Below are 24,703 nucleotides of genomic sequence, written 5' to 3' on the forward strand. Positions count from 1 at the left end.
AGCTGGCAAGGAAATCAAGGCCCCAATGGTTGGAACAGTTTACCTCCAACCAAAGCCTGACCAACCTAACTTTAAAAATGTTGGTGACAAGGTCGCTAAGGGCGAAACGGTTGCCATTATCGAAGCTATGAAGTTGATGACTGAAATCAAGTCTGATGTTTCTGGTACGATTGCCGAAGTTTTGGTGGAAAATGAACAAGTCGTTGACTTTGACATGCCACTTTACCGGGTTACAACTGATTAATTTTATAGATTAGATGGCCTGCGAGGTCGATCGTCTAGCCTGAACAATGTTCAGGCATACATAGACAAAAGGAGAAAAACCATGTCCCAATTAACTACCCAAGAAATCCAAGAAATTTTGCCTCACCGCTACCCAATGTTGATGTTGGATACAGTTGAAGAACTTGTTCCAGGTGAACGCTGTGTTGCTATCAAAAACATCTCAATCAACGAAGAAGTTTTCCAAGGACACTTCCCTGGTAACCCAACTTTCCCCGGTGCTTTGACTGTTGAAGCCTTGGCCCAAGCTGGTGCCGTGGCCTTGCTTTCAATGCCTGAATTCAAGGGTAAGACTGCTTACTTCGGTGGTATCAAGAAGGCACGTTACCGTCAAATGGTTCGCCCTGGTGACCAATTGAAGTTGGAAGTTGTTTTGGACCGTTTGCGTGGCCCTGTTGGTTCTGGAAAAGGAATCGCTTGGGTGAACGGCAAGAAGGCCACAACCGCTGAATTGACATTTATTGTTGGAGACTAAGATGTTTAAAAAAGTATTGGTAGCCAATCGTGGCGAAATTGCCGTGCGGATTATTCGGACATTGAAGGAAATGGGCATCGGAACTGTTGCCATTTATTCAACGGCCGACAAAAATTCTTTGCACGTTCAAGTAGCAGATGAGGCCGTCTGTGTTGGTGGCCCTAAGCCTGCTGATTCTTACCTAAACATGAAAAACGTCGTGACTGCCGCCCTTTTGACGGGTGCTGAAGCCATTCACCCCGGCTATGGGTTTCTATCTGAAAACTCATTGTTTGCAGAAATGGTCGGCGACGTTAACATCAAGTGGATTGGGCCCCGTCCTGAAACCATTGATTTGATGGGAAACAAGGAACACGCCCGGAATGAAATGACTCAAGCCGGCGTACCAGTTATTCCTGGTTCAGATGGTTACATCAAGGACGTGGCCGAAGCCCTCGAAGTCTCAAAGAAGACTGGCTTCCCATTGTTGTTGAAGGCCGCTGCTGGTGGTGGTGGAAAGGGTATGCGCTTCGTATACTCAGCCGATGAATTGGCTGAAAACTTTACCAACGCCCAAAGCGAAGCCCAATTGTCATATGGTGATGACCATATGTATATCGAAAAGGTGATGACTGATGTTCGTCACATCGAAATGCAGGTTATCCGCGACCAATTCGGTAACGTGATTTGCTTGCCTGAACGTAACTGTTCATTGCAACGCCGGAACCAAAAGGTGATGGAAGAATCACCAGCCATGTCTGTCTCGCCAGATATGCGGACAGAATTGATGGACATCGTGACAAAGGCCGTTAATGCTATTGATTACGAAAACACAGGTACCATCGAATTCTTACAAGACCAAGATGGTAAGTTCTACTTCATGGAAATGAACACTCGGATCCAAGTTGAACATCCCGTGACTGAAATGGTTACTGGCTTGGATTTGGTCCGCTTACAAGTTGAAGTTGCAGCTGGTGAAGAATTGAAAATTAAGCAAGAAGACGTTCAAATCAAGGGCCACGCCGTTGAAATGCGTTTGACTGCTGAAAAGCCAGAAGCGAACTTCGCCCCTAGTGCTGGAAAGGTCGACTTTGTCTTCCTCCCAACGGGTGGACCTGGTGTTCGTATCGATTCAGCCCTTTATAATGGTGATACCATCCAACCATTCTACGATTCAATGATTGCCAAGCTAATTGCCCACGATGAAACGCGGGCAGAAGCCTTGGCAAAGTTGGAACGAATGATTGATGAAACCAGCTTGGTTGGGGTTTCAACATCCCAATCATTCCAAAAGGCCTTACTAGCAGACGAAAATGTCTGGACAGATAACTTCGGTACCAAGTACCTCGAAGATACCTTTATGCCAGCCTGGGAAAAGACTTTAGCTGAACCTAGTCCTGAATAATACTTGATGAAAGCCGCTCTCGAGCGGCTTTCGCTTGATTAAATATTGATTTTTGACCCAAATAATGATGAGGGGGAATGGGCTTAGCCCAACATACTATGGATTTATTTAATTCAAAAAAACCTGAACAAAGTAAAATTAAGGTCACGGATGCCATCAAGGATCGGATTCCTGACGGCCTTTTCCTGGCCTGCCCATACTGTGGCAAGCAGATTTATAACAAGGAATTAGGCGCTTACCGTGTTTGCCCGAACTGTAACTACGGGTTCCGTTTGCAAGCTCACGAACGTTTGGCTCTTTTGACGGAAGACTTCGTCGAATTAAACGCTGAATTGACGATTGATCAAACTGACTTCCCCGGCTACCAGGACAAGTTGGACCGGGCCAAGAAGCAGACCGAAATGAATGAATCTGTCTTGACTGGAACTGCTCTCATCGAAGATCAACGAGTTGACCTTGGAATCATGGATTCTTACTTCATGATGGGTTCATTGGGTTCAATGACTGGGGAAAAAATTACCCGTTTGTTCGAACACGCAACAGAAAATCGCTTACCAGTCGTCATGTTTACGGCTTCTGGTGGGGCCCGAATGCAAGAAGGGATCAATTCCTTGATGCAAATGGCTAAGGTTTCTGGAGCTGTTGCGGCTCACCAAGAAGCAGGTTTGCTGTACTTGGTTGTCCTCACTGACCCGACTACTGGTGGGGTTACGGCATCCTTTGCTATGCAGGGTGACGTGACTTTGGCTGAACCTCACGCCTTAGTTGGTTTCGCTGGTGCTCGAGTCATCGAATCAACGATTCATGAAAAGTTACCAAAGGACTTCCAACGCGTGGAAACGATGTTGGAGAATGGCTTTGTGGATAAGATTGTCCCACGCCAAGACTTATCACCGATGATTGCTAAAATTGTCAGCATGCACCAACAGGAGGCCGAATAATGTTAGACTTTTTCAAGACATTGTTTAAGAAGGATGTCGACCCGGCTGAAGTCGTTAAGAAGTCCCGGGAAGACCGGTTCATGGCCCGCGAATTAATCGACGGCCTCTTTACCGACTTCGTTGAATTGCACGGCGACCGCCTCTATGGAGATGACAAGTCTGTCATTGGTGGTCTTGCCCGGTTGAACGGCCAGGCCGTGACGGTTATTGTCATTGATAAGGGAACTGACATCAAGGACAAGCTTTCAAAGCGTAACGGTTCTCCCCAACCTTGGGGGTACCGTAAGGCCCAACGATTGATGAAGCAAGCGGCTAAGTTCAACCGTCCAATTATCACCTTTATTAATACTCCTGGGGCCTTTCCTGGTAAAGATGCCGAAGCCTTGGGCCAAGGTGATGCCATTGCCCAGTCAATTTTGGAATCTATGAAATTAACGGTCCCAATGATTGCCATTATGTACGGTGAAGGTGGATCTGGTGGAGCTTTGGCTTTGGCCGCTGCTGATCAAATTTGGATGTTTGAAAACGCCACTTATTCAGTTTTGTCACCAGAAGGCTTTGCTTCAATCTTGTGGAAGGATGCTAAGCGGGCTGATGAAGCCGCTGCAATCATGGGCTTGACTGCCTTTGATTTGCATGAGAAGAAGATCATTGACTACGTTATTCCGGAAGGGCATAACCACGCTAAGATTTTCGCCGGTATGCAAGAAAAGTTAACGGAACAAATTAACGAACTCCAAGCTTTGGATGACGAAGCCTTGGTTCAACAACGTCGTAACCGTTTCCGTGCCTTTTAAGGGCAAATATTTGTTATAATAAAAGCTGAGGAATACCTCAGCTTTTAATTTGGGCTCGTCATGGAATTCGACAGGCTGTTACGAGCATTGGCTGCATTCCGCCATCCGGGCGTAAAGCGGGCAGACATTTAACTGCAAAAAACAATAACTCTTACGCTGTCGCTGCCTAAAAACCAGTGATTCGTAGCCAAAGCGGGTAGGCTGACATGCTTTCTTTGGTTTAATAGATGGTCAGATCGACTTGGCGACGATGCCTGCGCGGTCAAGTTTAAATCAATTAGGTTCCCAGTTGAGGTCAAGTTCTGGACAATGACTGCCTCCTCTGTGGTATAAAAGATTGCCCTAAGAATGTAGACGCTAATGTAGCGGGCGGTTTGGACAGGGGTTCGACTCCCCTCGAGTCCATTGAGGCCTGCAACAGCAGGCATTAGTGGTTAAAAACCTTGAAAAGTACCACTTTAGTACTCAAGAGAAATCAAGAGGAATCAAAGAAAATTAATCAAAATGGTACTTTTTTTGAACAAGAAAATTGCTGACAAGTGACAGAAAAAGCTTACGATTTTAAATCGTAAGCTTTTTTGTTAAAAATGAGTTCAATCGATTTTACACTTTAAAGGCTATAAAAATATAGTAGTAATGGTTAAAGAATTATAGCTTTTTGTTGATTTTAGGTTTTTTATTAGGGGTGAATTTACAATTGAAGTGCAACACCCTTGATAAATAAAAAAGACCCATCGGTCAACTTTCTCGTAAAATAGAGTTTGTCTAGAACAAAATTTACACGAAGAGAGTTTATCGATGAATCAATATAGCCATCTTACAACATTTGAATGCAGCCGTATAGAGATTTTACACAATCAAGGTTCTTCAATTCGCGAAATTGCAAAAATCATACACCGAACACCGTCAACGATTTCTCGTGAGTTACGTCGTGGCTGTGTTGATAAGCAATATGAAGCTGAAACAGCACAAGCCATTTACCACCTCAGGAGAAAGAATTCAGTGCGGCAACGGCTCTTAACAAATACCGCACTTCGTGATATTATCGCTCATTTTATTCGAGGGTATCACTGGTCCCCTGAACAAATCGCCGCCTACTTATCTTTCATTACCAGCTATAGAGTTAGCTATTCAACCATTTATCGTGCCATTTATTCAGATAATCTAGGGCAACCAAAAAAGCGTGATCAAAGAGGAATTGCGCGTGCCTTACGTCATCGAGGAAAGACAAGAAAACGTAAAAACAAAATCGAAAAAAGAGGAAAGATTCAAATATCGAATAGCATTCAAGATCGTCCTTTACTGGCTCAAAATCGATTGCGTATTGGTGATTGGGAACTTGATACTGTTTTTGGTAAGACCGGTAGCCAGGTCCTGGTAACCTTAGTTGATCGAACTACTCGACGTTTATTATTAGGACGAGCTGACAGTAAAAAATTAAAAAAAGTGACAGCAACCATAGACCGATTATTGGCAACATTATCAGCCGTAGAATTAAACACAATTACACCGGATCGTGGAAAATAATTCAGCAGGCATGCTCAAATTTCACAGAAATATCAAGTACCATTCTACTTTCCAGATGCTCATGCTCCTTGGCAACGAGGTACGAATGAGAATACAAACGGATTAATACGAGAATATTGCCCAAAAAATAAAGACATCCGAAATTATTCGGATGCCTATTTGAACGAGATGGTTGACCAGATTAATAATCGGCCAAGAAAAATGTTTGGTTGGAAATCGGCTAATCAGGTCTATCAAGAGAAAATGTTGCACTTGAGTTGACAATTCACCCCATTGAAAAAAATGTATTCAGAAAGTGGAATATAAAAAAATAAGAGCCAACACGAATGCTGGCTCGTACAAACAGAGTAAACTGTTTTTCGGATGAGTTAATAATAACATGAATACTAAGGACATTCAATAGTGATTATGAATGCAAGTTTAAATAATTTACTAATTGGTTAAAATAGTTATAAATAGATGTTAGTGAATTATTTTTTTTGTAATATTGTTTGTTCTTTTTAATTCTTAACATAAGTTGTTTTAATTCAGTATAGCGTCTTTTCTTCATTTCATGAGAGGAAACCATATTGTCATAAATTGCTAGAGTAGTTGTCATGTCAAGAATAACAGGAATACGTAATTTTTTCCGGCTTGAGTTGTTTGAAACATGTGCCTTACTAACAAATGTTTTAGTTATATTGCTAGCATTTGGAATTTCTGCCGATTCTTCTACTGCAGTAGTGATACGATTTAAAATGATAGAGTTATGCGCTGATTTATTTCTTATATTTCTAACATAAGTTAGCAGTGTAATATCTTGTTGACCATCGGGACGTCTCACCCTTAATTTTGCTAGTGCGCTTGTAGGGTGAGAAGCTATGTAGAAACGAATTATAGATTCAGTCCAGGCAAATTCAGAACATTCTAAAGCTACCCAAATAGGTAAGTTTTCCTGATATTTTTCATAGAGAGCCTCATCAGTTCGTTTTACCATTTTCAACAGTTTGCGTCGCGTAGACCGAGGGTTGTTTGTTGAATCTATAAAGTTGTTTAAGAAAGTATATCCATTATCGTCAGTATTAAAAGTAATTTCATTAATTAGCTGAGTTTTCAAACTGTGTTCTAAATCTAAACATATTTTCAAAAATATATATCTTAGTTGCATATCTATTGTAGACATGTCGATAAGGGCATCGACTGATAGGTTGCTGTATTTATTATTTTCATATGGAAATGTTTTTCTGTATGAAATTAACTTAAAGAAATATGTGTTATTTTTTAAGAAAAAGATCAATTCTTTTTCACTATAAAGACCTAGGGAAATATTTTTATTTTTAAAAAAAAGAATCATCTCATTGTCAGTTAGTTTTGTTACTGAAGAATTTGTCATTTTTAATATTCCTTACTGTAAACTGGTTGTTTGAACAATTATGGTGTTTATAATACAACTTTTATTGGATTTTTTAGTATTTAAGAAATTGATTACGTATACGTTTTATTAAAACACCAGCCGAGTAACTGTAATAGTTGCTTAGTTGGTGCTTTTTTAGTTAATCGATAAATGAATTAAGTAAGTTGGTAACTTGCTCTCGTTGCTCTGGTGTCAGTTTCTTATTTTTGTAATATACATCATCTTCAACTGATAATGGAGAACTTAAATCACTAGCATCCCACCAATAAGGGTTGTACATCCCGACTTTTTGAGCATATTTTTGAAGATAAATGTTGGCCTTATCTGATGAACCAGAATGATTTTTAGCATCGCTGAATGTAGCAAGGCCATTAGAAAAACTTGCATCAATACTTTTTACTACCTCTAGTCGTGAAGCTTTGTCTATGTCGTCAAATGTGCCCCACTCGTTACCATATCCAAACATTTGCATAAGCTTATTGAATTGGTTTAAATGGACATCATTTAGCCCCTCATCTTCATCATCATTATTTTTTTTAGATGAGGTAGATGTTCCATGTTTTTTTGTATCTTGGTAAAACTCATACCCGTCAGAAATATGGTTAGTTGGTATATTTGATACACCTTGAATAAACCCAATTGGAACATTGAAAATATCTGCTAGTTTTTGCCATGTGACTAATTTAGGGTCAGTCTTGCCATTTTCATAGCGCATCAGTGTAGCTGGAGATACTGACAAATCATAATTATCTTTTAATAGCTTAGATACTGTAGCTAAACTATATTTTTTATCCTGCCTAAGCTCTTTTAACCTGTTCATGATCCACCTCTATGAAAGGTATTTTATCACAACGTTTCAAAAATGAAAAATATTGTTTGGTGTTTCATAAATGAAATGGAGGTGAGCGAATGCCTCAACATTTACAGTATCTTACTGAAGAAACACAAAAAGCAGTTAGGCGAAAGCGTGGAGAATTATCCTTAACAAAGGAGCAACTTGCTAAGGAGTTGGGAGTTTCACGCCCGACCTTTAGACGAATTGAGTGCCAGTTTGGTGGAGTAGCAGTCCGAGTAGATGTGTATAAGCGTGTGTCCGATTGGCTTGCTAAACAGATTTAAGGAGGTATAAGAATGGAACAAGCAAACGAAACAGCAACAGTTATGGAATGGCCACGGTGGATGCGATTAAATCAGGCATCTAAGTACAGTGGGATGTGCATCAACACATTTAAAAAACATCTGGTGTCTACTGGACGAGTGAAAGCCCATATCTATGAATTTGGCTCACGGTACGACAAAGAAGAAATTGATAAGGCCATGCTGTCTGGCTATTAAGGAGGGGATGCATATGGAACTTTGGAACATATTTAGTACAGTTGTGACGGTTGGTGTTATTGCCTTTGGTGCTCACCTTATTGGGTACGATATTGGACAGCAGGATGCACACGAACACAATACAAAGGCTAAGGCCTAATAAACAGAAAGGAATAGCCATGATATTTGGGAAAAGAAAAAAAGCCCTGGTGATCTGTACCCCGTAAGTTGCATAAACTTACGGTGATTTTTAATGACTAAATTTTCAAAAGAATATAAATTACAAGCAGTTAAAAAACATTTAGAATCTGGACTATCCGCTAATCAATTTGCCAAAGAGTTCGGCCTGTAAACTTATGACTTATTGGTGTATATTGCGGCCTATGAAGGTCATAGTTCGAAAATTATTTATGAGCCACCACAGGTGACATTCGAATTTCGTCTTCGATTAACTCTGTGGACATTGAACACCAAGCCTCTTATGTGGAAGTTGCTCGGAAATTTGGTTTCGTTCATGTCAGTTCAATCTGGAAATGGAAGAAAATTTATATACAAAAAGGTCAGGATGGGTTAAAGTCATTGGAGATAGGATCTAAAACCATGACAAAACCTAAAAAACTAACACAAGATGAACAAGCTAAGCGCTTAGCTGAATTAGAAGAAGAAAACTTAATGCTTCGTATTCGCCTTGAAGCGTCAAAATTACTAGCCTCGATGGAGAAGGACGAAACCAGCGGCCATTGGCCCAAGTTGCCTTCCAACTCGAGGCGCAATTCAGACAAGTAGCGATTCTAAAGGCCTTGGAGTTAAGCCCAACAACCTACCACTATTGGAAACGACGCTTTCGTGCAGGCGACCCTGATCAAGGATTATGGGATATGATTCTTTCGATATCGTCAGAATATGCCTATTATGGCGTTCGACGTATTTGGGCCATGCTACGAAAGACAAGTAAGTACAGCCAAATTAACCATAAAAAGGTTCAACGCCTAATGTATGAAATGAATATTCAGGGGTCAGGGTATTGTAAAAAGAGAGCCAAGTATAACTCTTATCCTGGACCTAATGGTCGAACAACGAAGAACCGTTTTCGTCGATGCGTTCAAACTGATCGTCGGCTTCAAAAACTTACGAGTGATGTCACAGAATTCAAATTACCAGCAACTGGAGAGAAGGTGTATCTTGAAACCGTCTTGGATTTATATAATAAAGAAATCGTCACTTATGCACTAGTACTAAACCAGACCTGGCCTTTGCTTTGAAACCAGCGCAAGAATTAGTAGCTAAACTTTCAAAGAGTCGTTACCAAACCTATTTACATACGGATCAATGTTGGCAGTATCGCCATCGCTCGTGGTAAAAGATTCTCCAAAAGAACGGCATCAAACCAAGTATGTCACGGAAGGAAACGGCACTTGACAATGCACCAATAGAAAGTTTTTTCAATAAATTGAAGACTGAATTAGGTAATTTTCGCAATTTAATCGCGTCAATGAACTCAGAGAATCCATTCAGAAATGGATTCACTATTACAACACAGAACGTATTCAGATCAAACTAAAAGGCCAATCACCGATAGGATATCGGTAACTGGTCAGTTAGGTCTAAATATTTACTTCGACTTTTGGGGTACAGGTCAGAAACGGCTAATTTAGTTTGCGACATCAAGTGTTAAAAGAACATACACCTGAGTTTCACTACCAATTTAGGTCTTAACCTAAAAAGGTGCAAATCATTTCCGTCGAAATGATTTGCACCTATTATGCTAGTAATTTTTTGTTGAGTAAAACCAGTATGATTATTTATGAAATGTTATAATTGAAATCTATGTATGTATTTTTTAGCGTATAGATTAAACTTTCAACAAAAAAATAAATATAAATTAATCGTCATTATCGGGATTTTAATTCTTTTTGTCGGTGTATTGATCCTTTATGGCCGTAACCAGTCACAATAGGTCACACACCGAAGAAAAATCTAGTTCGACGAAGAAGATACGTGAAGCTCAAAGTTCATCAAGTGCAAGTTCAAGTTCAACATCTTTAGCACCAGATACATTAGATTCCAGCTACTCTGCACCTGTACAATCATCAGGTGCATCATTCTCATTTGTTGTCCCACCCCAAACATAAAGGGTTTACACAGGAAATAGTCAATATAACGTTGACAGTTTAACTGCTGGAAGTGGTGTTGCTTTTTCAGTTACAAATTATTAATCGTTAACGACGACATATGTCGTCATACATATTTTAAAATGAAGTCTACATTTCATTTATTCAGAAACGGACTACTCCGTTTCTACAAAACATATATAAATTTTTGTACAGCATAATTCTTCAAATGTGGTAGAATAAAAATAGAACTACACGCAAAAGGAGGATCAGCCAAAATGATTACAAAAGAACATGTCGTTTTTGATTTAAATGATGAAAAACAAGCTGAACAATATCGTAAAATTTTTCATTCTACACCTGAAGAGCATCGAAATAATGTTCGTAAGATGCGGGAGCATTTCGCTAAAGCTCATGAAGGCTTTGACCGTTTTGTAAAGGCTGTAGAAAATGGAGAATTCACGTCTTAATTTTTGTCCTGCTTTGGATTTTTTGAAATCCGGCAAGCTAGATGGCTATACTTGTGGTAACAAAAATCTTGATGAATTTATACATTCTGGATACTACGATGCTGCAAAACGACATTTAACAACTTTAAATGTCGTTTTGTTGGGAGATATACCTGTTGGTATGTACGCCTTATCCGCATCTAGTAACAGCGCAATTGGAGCTGATGAAAACCGTCAAAAGGTATTCAAGGAGGCAAGCCTGCAACCCAAGTTACCTCTTTTTAGTATCGACCATTTGTCAGTACAGAAGCAGTTTCAATATGGGCAAAAAACAGAGGATTGGCATATTGGAACTGTTATTTTAGAACACATCTTTGAATTGTTAGTAAAGATGGGGGACGAGTATGGTATTGCATTTGCAGGCATTCAAGTTGAAAGTGTCGATGACGCTATAGAGTTTTATACAAAGAATGGTTTTTATTTTATTGACAAAAATGAAGAAATGAATCCCACTAAAAAAACTAGTATTTTAGCCATAAGTTATGATGATATCGTCGCTAAATAACTTAAAGCAGTTAATTAATTAGCAACGCAAAAAATACTCATTTGCGATATGAGCCTCGGAATTTGGACATGTGATTGAGCTGTTTTTAGGACTGACGCCTGACATTCAATTGTCGTCAGTCTTTTTACTTTGGCTCTATACTTTTAAGTGTTGATGCTGCTATTGAGCGGAACCTGGACCAAAATTGGTCTAGGTTCCGCTTTTTACTTTAAGCGACATTGATATAAGCACATTCGAGCTTGATGCGAATCATGAAGTTGTCCATGTTCCGGAAACCGTAGCTCGCTCGTTTGATTTTCTTGATTTTACCATTGATTCCTTCGATGGGGCCCATTGGAATAAGGATATTCACAACACTTTAAAAGTGGTAACCAATGCTTTTTCAGGGTCTTGACGGTTGTATTCCATCTCATTGCCCAGTGCTTCATATTGGTTCAAGGTCTGCTTTAACAGCTTTTGATCGCGATTGCGTAGAGCTAAGAGCAGTCCTTGGTAAGTTTCGTAGGCTGCGGCGAATTCTGGGTCAAGTGTGAGGCCGTAGTGCACCAGGTTTTGTTGGGTATCCACATAGCCTAAGCCCTTTTGTAACCAGGATTTGCTGGTTTCGAGTTGAAAACAGTCTTTTAGAAAGAGTCGCCAATTAGACTTTAAGACCCGGTATTGCCTTGAACTGTGGTTAAACTGATTCATCAATCGCTTTCGAATCATATTGAGGGACCGGTTAGCCATATTGACGACGTGAAAACGATCAAGGATAGTGGCCGCATTTGGAAAGATCTTTTGAATAAAGCTGATATACGAAGCGTTAGGATCAACGGTTACGGTTTGGGCCTTGAGCCGTTGCTCCTTCGGAAAACGCATAAAGTAGTCAGTAACTTGATTTTGCCGTCGACTAGGCAAAATTTCACCAATCTGGTGCATGTCTGAATCAATCCAAATAAAGCAGTAACCACTTCCCATCGCCTTGAATTCATCAAAGAAAAGATGACGTGGTAGATAGTGGAATTGTTGTTTGAGGAGCTTTTAATTGTCTTCGTTCAGGACCCTTTGCTTCGTGGTTGGTGAAAGAAAGTAGTCACGGGCAACATCTTTTAATGGTCGATTCATTTTTAGAGACAAATGAATGGCCGTTCGTAGCCGATTGGAGACTGTATGATGGGCTGGGACCAGTGGTGTGCTGGCCATGGTAGAAGCATGGCAACTCTTACAGTAAAATCGTTGTTTCTTCAGCGAAAGATAGGTTTTACGCAGGTCACCTGGACTCGAAGGTAACTGAACGTTGACAGTTTTAAAACTATTTTTAACGATGGTGTCGAGGCCACAGTGTGGGCAACCAGCCGCTTAGCGAACTAGTAAATATTTACTTTAGTTTTTGGGGTATACGTCATCTTTTAAGCGCTTTTCGTCGACTTCATTTGATAAAAAGATGTGAGAATCCTTGATTTTTAGGACGTTTCGTATAAACTGATTAGAGAAAGACATTTGCTAAACCTCGTTAATTTTATTTGTCGTGATTTAAAGTATAACATTGGTTACAAATGTTATTTTTTTACTAAAAGTCAAGCCATCAAAGATTTCGGTTTCTTTTTTATCGAGTGGTAATTTTTGGCGCACTTAACTAAGTTATTTTCTTGATGCAATTTTATAGTTATAAGGCTGATTTTGAAGCACCAAGTAGTGCAATGTTCTAATTAGGCGAGGAGACAGGGCACAGATACCTTTTTCCATTAAACCAATATCAGAAGAAATAGCTATACAAAAATTAGTGGTAATCGACAGAAAAATCGTAAAATTTTAATAAAAATAGGATTACAATTAAATTTATAAGTAGTAATATATATTTCAATATATACTATCACTTATAAATTTAATGGGAGAAAAGACATGATTACTAAATTCGATAATTATTACGATCAAATTTGTATTGATTTAAAAAAAATTGTTTCTGATCGTGAATACACTGGAGATGGTTCTTCATCTAAAGCTTTTGCGTACTGGTATTTAAAAAACACTAGTGTACTAAATGAAAATGATATAGAGGAAATTTTAATTGATGGCAATAATGATAATGGAATAGATGCTTATTATTTAGATGAACGAGAACATATTCTGAATTTATACCAATTTAAATTTCCTGCTAAAAAGAATAATAATAAAGAAATAGACTTGTCTGCTATTACAAAAATATATGGAACACTTAATTCAATTCTGAAAGGAGATATAGAGAACCTAATATCTAGAGCAACTAATATTGGATTTGAAAATTTATTAGGGTTGCTAAAAGACCAACCTGTTTATGAAATAAATGTTGTTTTTGTTTCATACAATAAAGGCGTTATTTCTGAAGGAAATATAAATTATATCGACGAACAAGAGAATATCTTGGGAAATGATATAGCTCTCCATCATTCATGCATCACTCGAGAAAATATTGTTAATATTTTTGAAAAAGTGCATCGTCGTAATACATTAGACCTTTCTTTTAAATATAAAAACTTACAGTTAGCCAATAACGTTAATGAATCGGATAATGACGATACATATATTGAATCTTGGGTTGGTGTTATCAATGGAAAGGCTTTGATTCAGGCTGTTCATAATGATTTAACCAGAATATTCGACGAGAATATCCGCTTATACGAAAAAGGCTCATCGATTAATGAGGGAATTAAAAACACTGCCGAAAACAATGAAACAGCCAAAATGTTCTATTTTTATAATAATGGCATAACATTAATTTGTGATAGCGCAAAAACAAGCCCTGGAAATAACTCTGTATTGTTGAAGGGTGTCTCTATTGTCAATGGTGCACAGACTGTTAATAGTTTGGCAAGTTTATTTCAAGACAATAAATTAAATGATCAAGTTTCTGTATTAATAAGAATTATACAAATACAAGATTATAAGCAACGCGCTAAAATTACTGAATACTTGAATTCTCAAACTCCAATCAAGGAAAGTTATTTTATTGCCAATAATGTTATTATACGTAATTTGCAGGAAGATCTATTTAACTTCAATTATTACTTAGAGCGTCAAATAAATGAATACACTTATAGATCTAAATATGATGATATGTCAAAATATCAAGATTTTACTATTTTACCTGTAGAGGATGCTGTTCATCATTATATAGGTGGCTACCTCAATGATAAGGCGAACATAGCTAAAAGTAATAAAAGTGTTCTTTTTGAACCTAACCAAATTGAAGAAAATATTAAAGATATTACTGCTGAAAAAGTGATCAAAGTAGATGTGATATATCGCCGGATTTCAGAGATAATAACAACTTACAGAAAAAACAGAAGAAATGATCAAAATTCCGAATTTTCTAAATTTTTAGGAATAAAGCAACCAGAGTATGATTCTAATTTATTTTCTTTTGTGAATACTGGAGATATTTTAATATTGAATTGTGTTATTAATATTCAGAATAGAACTAATGATTCATCAATAGATATGGCGATTAAAGATTCTATTTTATTAATTAAAGATGTTATACAAAGTCAATCAGATTTTATAGATAGTGCCCCAGCTACATTAACAAAATCTAGTAGATTATTTACTAAGGTGCAGAGTCAGGTTGAACACAAATACTCCGGAGAGTCATCAATGTAAGCCTGGATATTTTTAATTACGTATGCTCATTCCGATTAAATTTAACATAGTGTTGATTCAAGAAAAGCCACTATCTATATTACACAGTGACATAAGCCCTAAAATTAGGACATGTTATTGAGTTATCCTTAGGATCGAGTCGTTGCCTATTTATCAATCAACTATCTGTTCAAAATACAATTTTGTCATAGTATTACTAATCACAGTATTTCGTTGAGTTAGTGACCAGGGACTGCCTGGGGTTTGATCCATGGCAACTAGGTCACTAGCTTTGAGACTACCATAACGACGCCAGACTTCATCTAGTAAGGCCACCATTTGAGGGTTAGACATGAGGTCAGAGTAATCTTCAAATACTTCTTTATTCATGCATTGCTCTTTGGTTAAGTTGCGTTGAAGCTGATACTTTTGAAAAACTTTTCCCACTACTGGTCCATATTCCCAAGCTATTGAGTCATCAGAATAAAGTGGGACGTTAAAACGTACTAAAGAGAATCCCTTTAGTTGATATAATAATTTTTGAATTTTTAAAAGGCCCAAGCTTTCAACTAAGCCGGTTTCATCATTCTTGACGTCAAAATAGTTTTGGACCATAAACCAGTGAGCCAGTTTTAATACGTCAACATTTTCCAACTGATGTGTTGTGGAAGTGATACTTGCTTTGGCTAGCAAGTTATGAAAGACGGTGTCATCTGTTAAAACCTCTTGAAGAAGGTCGTTGTTTGCTTCAATTGGAAGGAAACCATCTTCGTACAAGGCAATGGTTGCTTCACTCCAACCAAGAATTTTTGCCAGATCTCGTTGGCTTAAGCCATTAGATTGACGGAATTTCTTAATTTTCTCGGGGGCTACGACATCAAATTCTTCACGATACAGGGCGTTAGCCATCTCAACAGCTGCACGGTCAAGCTTGGAATCAGGGACGCGTTCGTTAGTTTGGACATCAAAACAAGCAGGGGCAGTCACTTCATACTCGTGTCCCAGATAATATATGAGTTTGTATTATCTTTTATGTACGTTTCAGTCATATTTTGTTCTCTCTTTAGTAGATCGCAATGTGAAAACTGATAAATTTTTGCCATTTACTTAGTTATTGGTGAACCGTGATTAAGCCCTTTGTCTACCAAATTAAAATCGGAGCAGCCACAAGATATTTTAAGGAGTGCTAATGCTTCTGCCAAGGAACGAAGATTTCCATATTTTTAAATACTCTTTGTTCTATTATAACTTTATTATAATTATTTGTAATTCTTAGTTGACTGATCCATACCAAAAATTATCAAAATTAAAAGAATGCTAATCCCATGATTAGCATTCTTTATTTGAATAAACTTATTTAACGGCTAAATCAAGAGCAAAAAATGATCCATCGTCGAATGTTCTGACCCAGCTAAGGGTCCGTCAATTTCTTGAAAACCATACTTCTGGTAGAGATGAATGGCTGCTTTTAGTTTGTGGTGAGTTTCCAAATAAAGTGTTTTGTAGCCAGCAGCTTTGGCAAAGGCAACAACTTTATCGAGCAGTTGGTAGCTCAGACCCTGTCCTTGTCCAGCTTCGTTGAGGTAGAGCTTCTGCAGTTCAGCCACACCATCTGCAGAGTTGAATTCAGCAATTCCGGCACCACCGTAGATTTCATTTTCATCGCTAGTAGCGACAAAATATTCACGATTTTCTTGGACATCGTAAAAGTGACTTAAATGACCAAGCTCAGGATCGAAGTAGGCAGTTCCCTTAATATCTAAACCAAAAGATTTCAGAGAAGATTGAATAATTTGATGCAGTGCGGTGTCATCCGAAGACTGAATTGTTCTTATTTTAACCATGCTACTCTCCTTATTTTTAATGATTATAGCATAAGAAATCTAAAGGTAAGTCGAAAAGGTAATATTAAAAAATGGAATAATTTATTTGTATTTTAAAATTGTAAAAATAAGATAAATTGGTTACAATGGCTGTAGAAATATTCATACATTGTAGACATACTTTATAGTCATCAAGATTGGAGGCTATCGTCATGATTCTTGATAATAAACATATAACTTTTAACCTGAATGATAAAAACCAAGCTGAACAATATCGAAAGATTTTTCAACCAACTCAAGTTGAACAAAATAAAAATGTTGCCAAGATGAAGAGAAGCTTTGCAGCCGCTGAGGAAGGACTAGAGCATTTCCGAAAGTTGGTAGAAGATGGAAAAATTAAGCTTTAGTGTTCGTCCAGTATCGTCGTTAGCCGACAAAAAGCAGTTGGATAACTATAGCTGCGGTGTAGCGACTCTCGATGAGTTTGTGAAGAGCGGTTATCAAAAATTTGAACAGATGCACGTTACTAGTTTAAATGCTGTATTTATTGAAACTGCATTAATTGGAATGTATGCGTTGTCGACATCAAGTAGTACTACATTGTTTGCAGATAAGAATAGGATTCGTATCTTTGGTGAAGCAAGTTGTCAAAGGACGTTACCAATGGTAAGTATTGATCATCTTTCGGTGCACCAAAAATTTCAGCGAGGAATGGAGTTTGAAAATATTCATTTAGGGACAGCGATTCTCCATTACATTTTTAAAACGTTAATAGAAATGAGCAATTATTATGGTATCGCTTTTGCTGGGGTAATGGTAGAGAGTTTAGGAGAACCATTAGAGTTTTACATGAAGAATGGCTTTTACTTTATTGATCTGCATGAAGAAACAATTCCGAATCAAGAAACGTATACTCTCGCCATCAGTTACAACGATATACGTAAATCATTTGAACATGCTGGATGAATTTTCTTAAGAAAATATATTAATTACAAAGGGTTAATACTGGATTTGAAACTTTCAGTATTAACCTTTTTTGTACAATTGCTTTGATATCTAAGCTAACAAACCTTGTGCAGTAAAATCATTTCAAAATCATTTTCTCGCTATCTTTAAATATAAGCCATTTATTCAAAATAGAACTCAATTTTTAAGTTCTATTTGCAAAAATCAGCCAATATTTGATGATAGACAATCAGTATAGTACTTCTATTTTTAAATTTAGTAAGAAATTTGAAAATAGAAATACTGCTAGTATAAGTTTTATGCTATCAAAGCATCAAAATTGATCGATTGAATATTTGTTACTCAAGAATAAACAATGACTAATATTTTGTTGTTGGGTTGTTATTAACAAAATCAATATCGATTGTTAATCTAAAAATTAAAAGTGTTAAGCAGTGTGTAAAAAGAAAGTACAGTTGATATCAACCAGGAAGGAATCTTTGTATGAATAGTGAAAAAAGATATTTCGAACTAACTGACAATGAAAAAATACTGTTAAACTCGATAGAAGAAATCGCCAACCATTTAAAAGATGATATTGATAATCCTGTTTCATTATCCCTTTATCTTTGGAAGATGGGGATTGATGATCCGCAAGCAAAAGATAAACTTGTTCAATCAACATTAAAATTAATAATTAATTCTGATAATCCTTTGACTTTAACCAAGCAAGATTTCGCTGATGAATTCAAAATTATATCTGAATTATTCGAGACAGACAATACAAATATAATTATTTATGTTTTAACATGGATTGGATTGAATATTTCTCCTATTGCTTATGCCATTTCGCAAAACATTGAATAAAATTCTTAATCATAATTAACAAAGTGATCATTGAAGAATCGAATCGCAACTAATTTTTTGGAAAATTAAATAGAAAAGGCCTAACATGATAAATTCCATGTTAGGCCTTTTGACTGTAAAAAGTTATGTTTATTCACCGAATCTCACTTCAAAAACTTTGTAAAGTACATTGGTGAAGTGAAGGGGAAGCTGGTATCCTTACTGCGGAAAAGTCGTTCAGGAAGGAGGATTTCAAAGAGGGCCATCAATAGGAGCATAATGAAGGCGAAGACCCAGTCAGTTCCGGTAATGGTTGCATGGTTTGCCAAATTAACAACCATGGCAATGGCGGTTACACCAAAGCCGAGATAGCCTGATGCCATGCCGGGATTGTAGAGCGTTTTCTTGCCTTGATTTTTAAAGCGGTTGTACATCTTAATCCCAAAGAAGGTGTGCATGAAGACCTCTAAGAAGCAAAAGGCACACAGGGCCATGACGACCCAATTAACTTGGTAGAAAAAGATGCAAACGATGTAGGCAACTTCGGCAATGCAAACCGTTAGCATATCCGTTAGTCGGTTCATTGGATAGATGTTGGGCATATCTGATCCGAAACTAAGGTTATATTGGTAGTGAAATCCGCCAGGTAGCTGCCATTCTTCACCTGCATGAATTGGCAAAATAATAGCAACCATTACCATCAATTTAAGACGGAGCGACCAATCTTGACCCGCTATGACCATAGTCATTAGCAAGACTAGGCCAACTAAGTAGAGAACGTTGAGCCAAATTTTATCCCATTTTTTTAATGCTTTCAAAATATCACTTATTTCCTTTTTGATTACTTAAATACTCGTGATGGACATGCTGCTAAAATTGGCCAAAGTAGTGAGATTAATACACTTTGGTATTAAAAACTTTGCTGCATCACTGACTAGGAATAATTTACTACTAATCACGTTATGATACAATAGTTTCATATCATAGAGAACAAAGACAGTGATTTTGTTCCACAAATTGAGGGGTTTCAAGCGATGTATCATATTAAAGTAGATAAAAGAGCTCAACGGTCAGCCGGTTTAATTGTTCAGGGGGTCAATGCGTGTTTGCAAAAGAAGGAATACCGCAAAATTACGATTGCCGATGTTTTAGAGGAGTCAACGGTTGGCCGAGCAACCTTTTACCGTTTGTTTGACTCAATTAGCGACGTCTTATCCTACGAGTGTGACTTGATGTTTGAACAAATTAATCATGAATCCAGCAAAGGTAAGACGCTCCAAGACATCCTGGTCTTGGATATCGAAACCTTTATGCGGCATGATGTTCTACTGGAAACGATTGTCAATTCACACCAACTCAATATTATTTATGATGCCCAACTCCGACAAATTAATCAAAATATTTTCTTTAAAATTGAATTGGCCTCGCCAGACCAACAAGATTTTTATTTGGCTGTCCTGACGAACCTCTTGATCAGTACACTCTCAACGTGGATTAATCATGGTAAAAAAGAATCAGCAGATGAACTCTTTGTTGCCCTGCAAGCATCAATCACGATGCTTAATCAGACAATCAATGACTAGCAAGAGAGTATAGATAACTCGTAATAAAAAGCGTTTACCAAATTTGGTAAGCGCTTTTTGAGTAGAATTCTGGCCGTTCGGCTAGGCAATTAATTTTTTCAAGATGGAGTTCCATTTGAAAACGATTATAGAAATAGTATTTAACTAATAACGGGTAAGTTATCGATTATTGCCGGGTCGAATAGACCTAACTCAAGTGCTATTTTAATTTGCAATTGATTAGGACTAGCTTCCTTATTAAGATTTACAAGATTGTATGGGGAGTCATCGTAGCAGGCCCAGTCGTCCAAGTTATTATTGAGATAGTCGAAGACAAGGGATACAAAGCCAGACCGAGAATGACCCAAGGAGCAAATAGCAAGAACGTTATTGCCGATATTTTTTTGAACAAAATCAAAGATTGCGATGACATCCTTTTTGCTTGGTGCATGTGGTTCATTCGGATCCGGAGTGTCATCATATTCTAGGACCTTGGTGTCCTTGAAATGGGTGGCTAAGACACGGTGAGCTGGGGAGTAGTCGGCCTCCATTTCGAGCATGTTAGTATCTTTAATCAAGATACAAGCCTGATATTGATCTAATTCACCGTCGTTCATGTCAATGAAATTTGGAACACTGGTGTTGGTCGCTCTTGTCATTGTTATTGCTCTCTCCTTCTCAGCCAGCGGTCTGCTTTGCAATCACTGCATATGTCGGCATCCAAGGGCCCGTCCACCAACCAGCAATGCCGTATGTTTTTGAAGATTCAATCTTGAGACCGAGACTTTTGAGGACTGCGATGTACTCGTGTTTATGGTGACCAGTATCGACAATGATGAGAATCCCATTCTTAGCTAAGACTCGGACTGCTTCTTTTAGTGCCTTTTTTCGAGCCGCTGCCGGCTTGATATTATGGATGGCCATGCTGGAGACGACAAAATTGTATGTTTGGTTGGCAAAGGGAAGGTCAGTCATGTCGGCCGTTAATACTTCGGCGATTTCAGAAAAACCTTGTTCAGCGATGATTGCTTGGGTGTTTTGCAAACTATTAGCGGATTGGTCAGATTGACGCCAAAAATCGATGCCGGTCGCATGTCCTGACGCGGATAATTTTGCTGCAAATTTTAGTAAAACTAATCCATGTCCCGTACCCAAATCAAGAACTTGGTCAGTGGGGTTGATTTGAATTTGCTTTAAGATGCTATCCCAGATAAGGCCCTTGCCGCGAATGGAAGTATGAACAAAAATACCGCCGGCTAGAACCATCGCGAGTCCATATAGGACTGTCCATAAAGCGCCACTGTAGGATTGCTTAAAAGCCAATCCGAAACCTGCAGCTATTAGACCACCGACGATATACGAGATTGGAACCAAAGGTGCATCGAGACCCTTGTTCTTAAGTGTTTTCCACATAGTGATTCAGTCCTTTCGTCTGTATTGATGATTGGCCAGCACGAAATGCCGGCCACTTGAAATTAAATAGCGTCTTAACACCGTTACTATAGCAAGAATTATCAGACCCGTCTATGTTCTTGGCATAATTAGCAGAATAGGAGCAGCTGGCTAAAATTTGTCATCTAATAAAGTAAAAGATAATAGAAAATTACTTAGAAAAAGTATTCTAATTTGATTGTAGTAGGGTGGTCGGCAGCATAAGATTAGCAAGTTTTATTTTCGATATGTAATTTAATTTGGTGATAATATCATTGATTTAAGCGACTTTCCCACCGTTTTAAATTGCTGGAATGCTTGTTGATTTTTTAAAATTAGCGATTGACTGCAAGTTTAAAATTAGAATTGGAATGGAAATGTTTCTAATGTTTCGTCAAAACCTTGTTATTTACGGGTTTTCAAGGTATTCTTGAATTGTTTTAGACATATAAAAACATTTTTGTAATAAATTGTTTTTGTCAATGAGAGAAGACGGTAGGGAGAATTTGGTATGAATAAAAAATCAACAAAAGTATTAGGATTAGCGACGGCTGCAGCAGCTGTTGCGACTGTTGGGTTGACCCAACAGGATAAGGCATCGGCTGCCGGTGGGGCCACGTCAGCAACAAATACCACAACAACGCAGGGAACCAGTACGCAAACCCCTGAAGAAGCTCAAGCTGCAGTTGATCAGGCTCAGGCTTATGTTACGAGTGATCAAGCAACTGTTGCTGATAATAAGAACCAAACGGCGGAACAGCAGAAGACTGTCGACGATGCGAAAACGGCTGCTGATGCGGTAACCACTGCTCAAAACAATACTAAGGCTGCATCCAAAGCCGTTGATAACCAGCAGGCTGTTGTTAACCAGGCCACATCAGACAAGAACAATGCTGCTAACACGGTTGATACAACACCAAAGACAATTCAACAGACGGCCGAAAAGCCATCTGATGACCAAGTTCAGAGTGCGCAAACTGCAGTTGATAATGCTAAGACGGCCAATACACAAGCCCAAGCAGACTTGACGAGTGCCCAACAGACAGAAACGGCGGACCAAACAGCTGTTGATAACCAAACAAAAGATGTGGCTGCTAAGCAAACAGCCGTTGATGCAGCTAACCAAGATCTCACTGCAAAGCAACAAGCCTTGCAAGCGGCACAGGCAGCTCTTGATAAGGCTAAAAATGGTTCATCACAGACAGATGTTGCTAGTGCTCAACAAGCAGTAACTGATAAGCAAGCAGCATTGAAGGATGCTCAAAGCAAGCTGGCGACTCTGCAAAGTCAACTAGCAAGTACCAGTGCTGGCACGACAACGAACACGATTTTAAATTCTAAAACGACAACGCCTATTAATACGAGTGATCCCGTATATAATACTAAGGATAAGACAAGTGCTAACCCGGATAACACCAAGGTTATATCGATTGATACAACTTATCCATTGGAACCAGAACCAGATGCTCAGGGTAATTTTGACCCAACTAACATGGAAACTGTGATTAACTTAGCCAAGACCAATGGTGCCGAAAAAATTGCCGATACCGGGATGACAGATGCTCAGCGTTATGAATTAAATAACTACGCGGTTGAACAAATCAACAAGTACCGTCAAGCCTCTGGGTTTAAGACTTCAACTGTTGCGACCAACGCAGCAATTTTGACTGAAACTATTAATCGGTCATTGACTGAAACGGCAATGGGGATGACCCATGACGAACCTTCAATGGCTGCGTCATATAGTGCCGTACCGGGATCGGGAACTTTTCAAAGCGAAGACTTGGGCTATCATTCTTTTTTGACCTGGGGCGATGGAACAACTTCATTCGCTGATATGCAAAATATGACGGTTGCGAAGTATATAATCGATAATGTAATCAATGGCATGATTAACTATGATGCTGATTCAAAGTATGGCCACCGAATTAGCTTGTTGACATCGGGATCGGATAACAGTGATTATGGAACTGGAAATACATCTATCGTTGGGATTGCGATGAATGCTAGAACAGTCCAGTCAACTAATAGTACATTGAATGAGCAAGGCCCAGGGTACTTTGTTACTTTTAACTTCAGTAACCAAGACAGAGATAATGCTTTGCCAGATAGTCAACTGGGCCAACAAAGTACAACAGTTGCTAACCCAGCCTACACTGACCTCCAAAACCAGGTCAGTGCTGCGCAAAAGACGGTGGATTCTGCCAATACTGATTTGACCACAGCTCAAACAGCATTAACGAATGCCCAAAAGGCAGCAGGCACGCCTCAAGAGGATGAAGCCACTGCTCAGGCCAGCGTGGATGCCGCTAACAAGGCAGTTGAAGCTGCAACCAATACATTGACGACAGCCAAGCAAGATTTGACAACCAGCCAACAGTCTTTGGCTTCGGCCCAAGAAGCACTCAAAACTGCCCAACAAAACGTCCAAACTGCAACTGATAAGGCTACCAAGGCCGCCTCAGATTTGTCGGCCGCCCAAGATAGTTTGCAACAATTGCAGAACCAAGTCGCTAATGCTGGAAAATCAGTTGAGGTACCGAACCCTGCCTATACCACAGCCCAAGCGGCACTTGATGCAGCGACAAAGAAGTTATCAGATGAGACTGATAAGTTAAATACCCTCAATGCTAACCTTACTGCGGCTCAAGCAGCTCAAACTCAAGCCGAAAGTCAAAATGCAACCGCCCAAGCTGCTGCAACTGCTGCCCAGGCCAAGATTGCTGAATTGCAAAAAGCCTTGCCAGGTCAGGAAGCACAATTGGCCACTGACCAAAAGGATTTGGAAGCTAAGCAAGCGTTGCTAGCTCAAATTAAGGCTATTCATAGCGCTGAATCAGCGGCTAATGGTTCACAGAACCAAAGCCAAAGTAGTGAATCAGCTCAATCACCTGCAACTACTCAGACTACTACGGCGGAGGCAAGTCAAGATGGTTCGAGTGCTGCCAACCTAAGTGCTTCAAACACTACCACTGCTACGGGGCCATCTTTGCCACAAACTGGAAATGATAGTCGAGTGGCAATGCACTCCGTTCTTCCCAATACTGGGGTGAAGGGTACCGCAAATCACAATCTGTTTGTTATGGCATTACTAGCAGTTCTTGGACTGGTAGTGGCACCGTTTACTTACCGCCAAAAGCGTTAATTTTAATCACTAGAAAACAGCTCTAATATATAGTAGAAAATCATGTAAAGGTCAGCCAGCGATTCGAAGTCGTTAGCTGACTTTTTTTGCGTTTCGTTAATTTACTTGAGGGCCGA

The 24,703-nt window shown here is 38.8% G+C and carries 26 protein-coding genes, 1 other RNA gene and 4 pseudogenes; 21 read left to right on the forward strand and 10 right to left on the reverse strand.

The window, feature by feature from the left end; all coding sequences use genetic code 11:
- The 7 genes and pseudogenes from AOQ29_RS07835 to AOQ29_RS01085 all read left to right on the forward strand — a co-directional run.
- Nucleotides 1–244 (forward strand): acetyl-CoA carboxylase biotin carboxyl carrier protein (locus AOQ29_RS07835; RefSeq protein ID WP_322788030.1); only part of this gene is annotated, 244 nt, incomplete at its 5' end.
- Nucleotides 245–325: 81 nt separating this feature from the next.
- On the forward strand, nucleotides 326–757 hold the full coding sequence (gene fabZ / locus AOQ29_RS01060) for a 3-hydroxyacyl-ACP dehydratase FabZ (protein WP_061992707.1): 432 nt from the start codon (nucleotides 326–328) through the stop codon (nucleotides 755–757).
- A 1-nt stretch (nucleotide 758) separates the two neighbouring features.
- Entirely contained in the window at nucleotides 759–2,141 is a 1,383-nt protein-coding gene (locus AOQ29_RS01065) for an acetyl-CoA carboxylase biotin carboxylase subunit (protein WP_061992708.1), read from the forward strand.
- Nucleotides 2,142–2,239: 98 nt separating this feature from the next.
- Nucleotides 2,240–3,082 carry an acetyl-CoA carboxylase, carboxyltransferase subunit beta gene (gene accD / locus AOQ29_RS01070; protein ID WP_061992737.1) on the forward strand — a complete coding sequence of 281 codons (843 nt, stop codon included), beginning with the start codon at nucleotides 2,240–2,242 and terminating at the stop codon, nucleotides 3,080–3,082.
- Nucleotides 3,082–3,879 (forward strand): carboxyltransferase subunit alpha, encoded by a 798-nt coding sequence (accA, locus tag AOQ29_RS01075; RefSeq protein ID WP_061992709.1) that lies wholly within the window; start codon nucleotides 3,082–3,084, stop codon nucleotides 3,877–3,879. The genes accD and accA overlap by 1 nt, the downstream gene beginning before the upstream one ends.
- A gap of 51 nt (nucleotides 3,880–3,930) precedes the next feature.
- Nucleotides 3,931–4,287: a transfer-messenger RNA gene (gene ssrA / locus AOQ29_RS01080) on the forward strand.
- Nucleotides 4,288–4,677: 390 nt separating this feature from the next.
- Nucleotides 4,678–5,667 (forward strand): annotated as a pseudogene (locus tag AOQ29_RS01085) (IS30 family transposase).
- Nucleotides 5,668–5,812: 145 nt separating this feature from the next.
- Here the strand turns inward: AOQ29_RS01085 and AOQ29_RS01095 are convergent.
- Together AOQ29_RS01095 and AOQ29_RS01100 are read right to left on the reverse strand one after the other, a co-directional pair.
- The gene (locus tag AOQ29_RS01095) at nucleotides 5,813–6,778 is read right to left on the reverse strand and encodes an Abi family protein (RefSeq protein WP_061992711.1); all 966 of its coding nucleotides are present in this window, start codon (nucleotides 6,776–6,778) and stop codon (nucleotides 5,813–5,815) included.
- A 160-nt stretch (nucleotides 6,779–6,938) separates the two neighbouring features.
- Nucleotides 6,939–7,619: a helix-turn-helix transcriptional regulator gene (locus tag AOQ29_RS01100; protein ID WP_061992712.1), complete on the reverse strand. Its 681-nt coding sequence runs from the start codon at nucleotides 7,617–7,619 to the stop codon at nucleotides 6,939–6,941.
- Between the two features lie 89 nt (nucleotides 7,620–7,708).
- On the opposite strand from AOQ29_RS01100, the gene AOQ29_RS01105 reads away from it, so the two are divergent.
- From AOQ29_RS01105 to AOQ29_RS01135, 8 genes and pseudogenes are all read left to right on the forward strand, one after another.
- Nucleotides 7,709–7,918, forward strand: coding sequence for a helix-turn-helix domain-containing protein (locus tag AOQ29_RS01105; protein WP_061992713.1), 210 nt, complete (start codon nucleotides 7,709–7,711; stop codon nucleotides 7,916–7,918).
- 12 nt (nucleotides 7,919–7,930) lie between these two features.
- Nucleotides 7,931–8,134: a hypothetical protein gene (locus AOQ29_RS01110; protein ID WP_061992714.1), complete on the forward strand. Its 204-nt coding sequence runs from the start codon at nucleotides 7,931–7,933 to the stop codon at nucleotides 8,132–8,134.
- Nucleotides 8,135–8,147: 13 nt separating this feature from the next.
- Nucleotides 8,148–8,273, forward strand: coding sequence for a hypothetical protein (locus AOQ29_RS08340; RefSeq protein WP_275936567.1), 126 nt, complete (start codon nucleotides 8,148–8,150; stop codon nucleotides 8,271–8,273).
- A 440-nt stretch (nucleotides 8,274–8,713) separates the two neighbouring features.
- On the forward strand, nucleotides 8,714–8,899 hold the full coding sequence (locus AOQ29_RS07620; protein WP_148666474.1) for a hypothetical protein: 186 nt from the start codon (nucleotides 8,714–8,716) through the stop codon (nucleotides 8,897–8,899).
- A gap of 92 nt (nucleotides 8,900–8,991) precedes the next feature.
- Complete coding sequence (locus AOQ29_RS08380; RefSeq protein ID WP_061992716.1) at nucleotides 8,992–9,375, forward strand: IS3 family transposase; 384 nt, start codon at nucleotides 8,992–8,994, stop codon at nucleotides 9,373–9,375.
- A 226-nt stretch (nucleotides 9,376–9,601) separates the two neighbouring features.
- Nucleotides 9,602–9,703, forward strand: a pseudogene (locus AOQ29_RS08385) (IS3 family transposase); the annotation flags it as partial.
- A 799-nt stretch (nucleotides 9,704–10,502) separates the two neighbouring features.
- Nucleotides 10,503–10,694: a hypothetical protein gene (locus AOQ29_RS01130; protein ID WP_061992717.1), complete on the forward strand. Its 192-nt coding sequence runs from the start codon at nucleotides 10,503–10,505 to the stop codon at nucleotides 10,692–10,694.
- Complete coding sequence (locus AOQ29_RS01135; RefSeq protein WP_061992718.1) at nucleotides 10,675–11,238, forward strand: GNAT family N-acetyltransferase; 564 nt, start codon at nucleotides 10,675–10,677, stop codon at nucleotides 11,236–11,238. Before AOQ29_RS01130 ends, AOQ29_RS01135 begins: the two co-directional genes overlap by 20 nt.
- Nucleotides 11,239–11,446: 208 nt before the next feature.
- Here the strand turns inward: AOQ29_RS01135 and AOQ29_RS08345 are convergent, their stop codons facing one another.
- From AOQ29_RS08345 to AOQ29_RS08390, 3 genes and pseudogenes are all read right to left on the reverse strand, one after another.
- Complete coding sequence (locus tag AOQ29_RS08345; protein WP_083989202.1) at nucleotides 11,447–11,572, reverse strand: transposase; 126 nt, start codon at nucleotides 11,570–11,572, stop codon at nucleotides 11,447–11,449.
- Between the two features lie 14 nt (nucleotides 11,573–11,586).
- Nucleotides 11,587–12,201, reverse strand: a pseudogene (locus AOQ29_RS01145) (transposase); the annotation flags it as partial.
- 60 nt (nucleotides 12,202–12,261) lie between these two features.
- Nucleotides 12,262–12,561, reverse strand: a pseudogene (locus AOQ29_RS08390) (transposase family protein); the annotation flags it as partial.
- A gap of 561 nt (nucleotides 12,562–13,122) precedes the next feature.
- On the opposite strand from AOQ29_RS08390, the gene AOQ29_RS01155 reads away from it, so the two are divergent.
- Complete coding sequence (locus AOQ29_RS01155; RefSeq protein WP_061992720.1) at nucleotides 13,123–14,856, forward strand: AIPR family protein; 1,734 nt, start codon at nucleotides 13,123–13,125, stop codon at nucleotides 14,854–14,856.
- A 153-nt stretch (nucleotides 14,857–15,009) separates the two neighbouring features.
- On the opposite strand, the gene AOQ29_RS01160 is transcribed toward AOQ29_RS01155, so the two are convergent.
- Both AOQ29_RS01160 and AOQ29_RS01165 read right to left on the reverse strand, forming a co-directional pair.
- A complete protein-coding gene (locus AOQ29_RS01160) occupies nucleotides 15,010–15,822 on the reverse strand; it encodes a type II toxin-antitoxin system antitoxin SocA domain-containing protein (RefSeq protein ID WP_061992721.1) in 813 nt (270 codons plus the stop codon).
- A gap of 377 nt (nucleotides 15,823–16,199) precedes the next feature.
- Nucleotides 16,200–16,679: a GNAT family N-acetyltransferase gene (locus tag AOQ29_RS01165; protein WP_061992722.1), complete on the reverse strand. Its 480-nt coding sequence runs from the start codon at nucleotides 16,677–16,679 to the stop codon at nucleotides 16,200–16,202.
- A gap of 191 nt (nucleotides 16,680–16,870) precedes the next feature.
- On the opposite strand from AOQ29_RS01165, the gene AOQ29_RS01170 reads away from it, so the two are divergent.
- The 3 genes from AOQ29_RS01170 (at nucleotide 16,871) to AOQ29_RS01180 (ending at nucleotide 18,470) form a co-directional block, all read left to right on the forward strand.
- Nucleotides 16,871–17,065 carry a hypothetical protein gene (locus tag AOQ29_RS01170; RefSeq protein ID WP_061992723.1) on the forward strand — a complete coding sequence of 65 codons (195 nt, stop codon included), beginning with the start codon at nucleotides 16,871–16,873 and terminating at the stop codon, nucleotides 17,063–17,065.
- Entirely contained in the window at nucleotides 17,046–17,624 is a 579-nt protein-coding gene (locus AOQ29_RS01175; RefSeq protein WP_061992724.1) for a hypothetical protein, read from the forward strand. The genes AOQ29_RS01170 and AOQ29_RS01175 overlap by 20 nt, the downstream gene beginning before the upstream one ends.
- 483 nt (nucleotides 17,625–18,107) lie before the next feature.
- Nucleotides 18,108–18,470: a hypothetical protein gene (locus AOQ29_RS01180; protein ID WP_061992725.1), complete on the forward strand. Its 363-nt coding sequence runs from the start codon at nucleotides 18,108–18,110 to the stop codon at nucleotides 18,468–18,470.
- 143 nt (nucleotides 18,471–18,613) lie between these two features.
- Here the strand turns inward: AOQ29_RS01180 and AOQ29_RS01185 are convergent, their stop codons facing one another.
- The gene (locus AOQ29_RS01185; protein ID WP_061992726.1) at nucleotides 18,614–19,267 is read right to left on the reverse strand and encodes an HXXEE domain-containing protein; all 654 of its coding nucleotides are present in this window, start codon (nucleotides 19,265–19,267) and stop codon (nucleotides 18,614–18,616) included.
- A 216-nt stretch (nucleotides 19,268–19,483) separates the two neighbouring features.
- Here AOQ29_RS01185 and AOQ29_RS01190 point away from each other — a divergent pair, with 216 nt between their 5' ends.
- Complete coding sequence (locus tag AOQ29_RS01190) at nucleotides 19,484–20,032, forward strand: hypothetical protein (protein ID WP_061992727.1); 549 nt, start codon at nucleotides 19,484–19,486, stop codon at nucleotides 20,030–20,032.
- A 140-nt stretch (nucleotides 20,033–20,172) separates the two neighbouring features.
- On the opposite strand, the gene AOQ29_RS01195 is transcribed toward AOQ29_RS01190, so the two are convergent.
- Together AOQ29_RS01195 and AOQ29_RS01200 are read right to left on the reverse strand one after the other, a co-directional pair.
- Nucleotides 20,173–20,670 (reverse strand): hypothetical protein, encoded by a 498-nt coding sequence (locus AOQ29_RS01195; RefSeq protein WP_061992728.1) that lies wholly within the window; start codon nucleotides 20,668–20,670, stop codon nucleotides 20,173–20,175.
- 19 nt (nucleotides 20,671–20,689) lie between these two features.
- Nucleotides 20,690–21,424 carry a class I SAM-dependent methyltransferase gene (locus tag AOQ29_RS01200; RefSeq protein ID WP_061992729.1) on the reverse strand — a complete coding sequence of 245 codons (735 nt, stop codon included), beginning with the start codon at nucleotides 21,422–21,424 and terminating at the stop codon, nucleotides 20,690–20,692.
- A gap of 529 nt (nucleotides 21,425–21,953) precedes the next feature.
- Here AOQ29_RS01200 and AOQ29_RS01205 point away from each other — a divergent pair.
- Entirely contained in the window at nucleotides 21,954–24,587 is a 2,634-nt protein-coding gene (locus AOQ29_RS01205; protein ID WP_061992730.1) for an SEC10/PgrA surface exclusion domain-containing protein, read from the forward strand.
- Nucleotides 24,588–24,703 lie beyond the last annotated feature (116 nt).

Origin of the sequence: Fructobacillus ficulneus (assembly GCF_001047075.2) — a bacterium.
GTDB classification, from domain to species: Bacteria; Bacillota; Bacilli; order Lactobacillales; family Lactobacillaceae; genus Fructobacillus; species Fructobacillus ficulneus.

Coding starts and splice junctions, on each gene's coding strand:
- fabZ (WP_061992707.1), top strand. CDS start 326: ATGTCCCAATTAACTACCCAAGAAATCCAAGAAATTTTGCCTCACCGC.
- AOQ29_RS01065 (WP_061992708.1), top strand. CDS start 759: ATGTTTAAAAAAGTATTGGTAGCCAATCGTGGCGAAATTGCCGTGCGG.
- accD (WP_061992737.1), top strand. CDS start 2,240: ATGGATTTATTTAATTCAAAAAAACCTGAACAAAGTAAAATTAAGGTC.
- accA (WP_061992709.1), top strand. CDS start 3,082: ATGTTAGACTTTTTCAAGACATTGTTTAAGAAGGATGTCGACCCGGCT.
- AOQ29_RS01095 (WP_061992711.1), bottom strand. CDS start 6,778: ATGACAAATTCTTCAGTAACAAAACTAACTGACAATGAGATGATTCTT.
- AOQ29_RS01100 (WP_061992712.1), bottom strand. CDS start 7,619: ATGAACAGGTTAAAAGAGCTTAGGCAGGATAAAAAATATAGTTTAGCT.
- AOQ29_RS01105 (WP_061992713.1), top strand. CDS start 7,709: ATGCCTCAACATTTACAGTATCTTACTGAAGAAACACAAAAAGCAGTT.
- AOQ29_RS01110 (WP_061992714.1), top strand. CDS start 7,931: ATGGAACAAGCAAACGAAACAGCAACAGTTATGGAATGGCCACGGTGG.
- AOQ29_RS08340 (WP_275936567.1), top strand. CDS start 8,148: ATGGAACTTTGGAACATATTTAGTACAGTTGTGACGGTTGGTGTTATT.
- AOQ29_RS07620 (WP_148666474.1), top strand. CDS start 8,714: ATGACAAAACCTAAAAAACTAACACAAGATGAACAAGCTAAGCGCTTA.
- AOQ29_RS08380 (WP_061992716.1), top strand. CDS start 8,992: ATGATTCTTTCGATATCGTCAGAATATGCCTATTATGGCGTTCGACGT.
- AOQ29_RS01130 (WP_061992717.1), top strand. CDS start 10,503: ATGATTACAAAAGAACATGTCGTTTTTGATTTAAATGATGAAAAACAA.
- AOQ29_RS01135 (WP_061992718.1), top strand. CDS start 10,675: ATGGAGAATTCACGTCTTAATTTTTGTCCTGCTTTGGATTTTTTGAAA.
- AOQ29_RS08345 (WP_083989202.1), bottom strand. CDS start 11,572: ATGGGCCCCATCGAAGGAATCAATGGTAAAATCAAGAAAATCAAACGA.
- AOQ29_RS01155 (WP_061992720.1), top strand. CDS start 13,123: ATGATTACTAAATTCGATAATTATTACGATCAAATTTGTATTGATTTA.
- AOQ29_RS01165 (WP_061992722.1), bottom strand. CDS start 16,679: ATGGTTAAAATAAGAACAATTCAGTCTTCGGATGACACCGCACTGCAT.
- AOQ29_RS01170 (WP_061992723.1), top strand. CDS start 16,871: ATGATTCTTGATAATAAACATATAACTTTTAACCTGAATGATAAAAAC.
- AOQ29_RS01175 (WP_061992724.1), top strand. CDS start 17,046: ATGGAAAAATTAAGCTTTAGTGTTCGTCCAGTATCGTCGTTAGCCGAC.
- AOQ29_RS01180 (WP_061992725.1), top strand. CDS start 18,108: ATGAATAGTGAAAAAAGATATTTCGAACTAACTGACAATGAAAAAATA.
- AOQ29_RS01190 (WP_061992727.1), top strand. CDS start 19,484: ATGTATCATATTAAAGTAGATAAAAGAGCTCAACGGTCAGCCGGTTTA.
- AOQ29_RS01195 (WP_061992728.1), bottom strand. CDS start 20,670: ATGACAAGAGCGACCAACACCAGTGTTCCAAATTTCATTGACATGAAC.
- AOQ29_RS01200 (WP_061992729.1), bottom strand. CDS start 21,424: ATGTGGAAAACACTTAAGAACAAGGGTCTCGATGCACCTTTGGTTCCA.
- AOQ29_RS01205 (WP_061992730.1), top strand. CDS start 21,954: ATGAATAAAAAATCAACAAAAGTATTAGGATTAGCGACGGCTGCAGCA.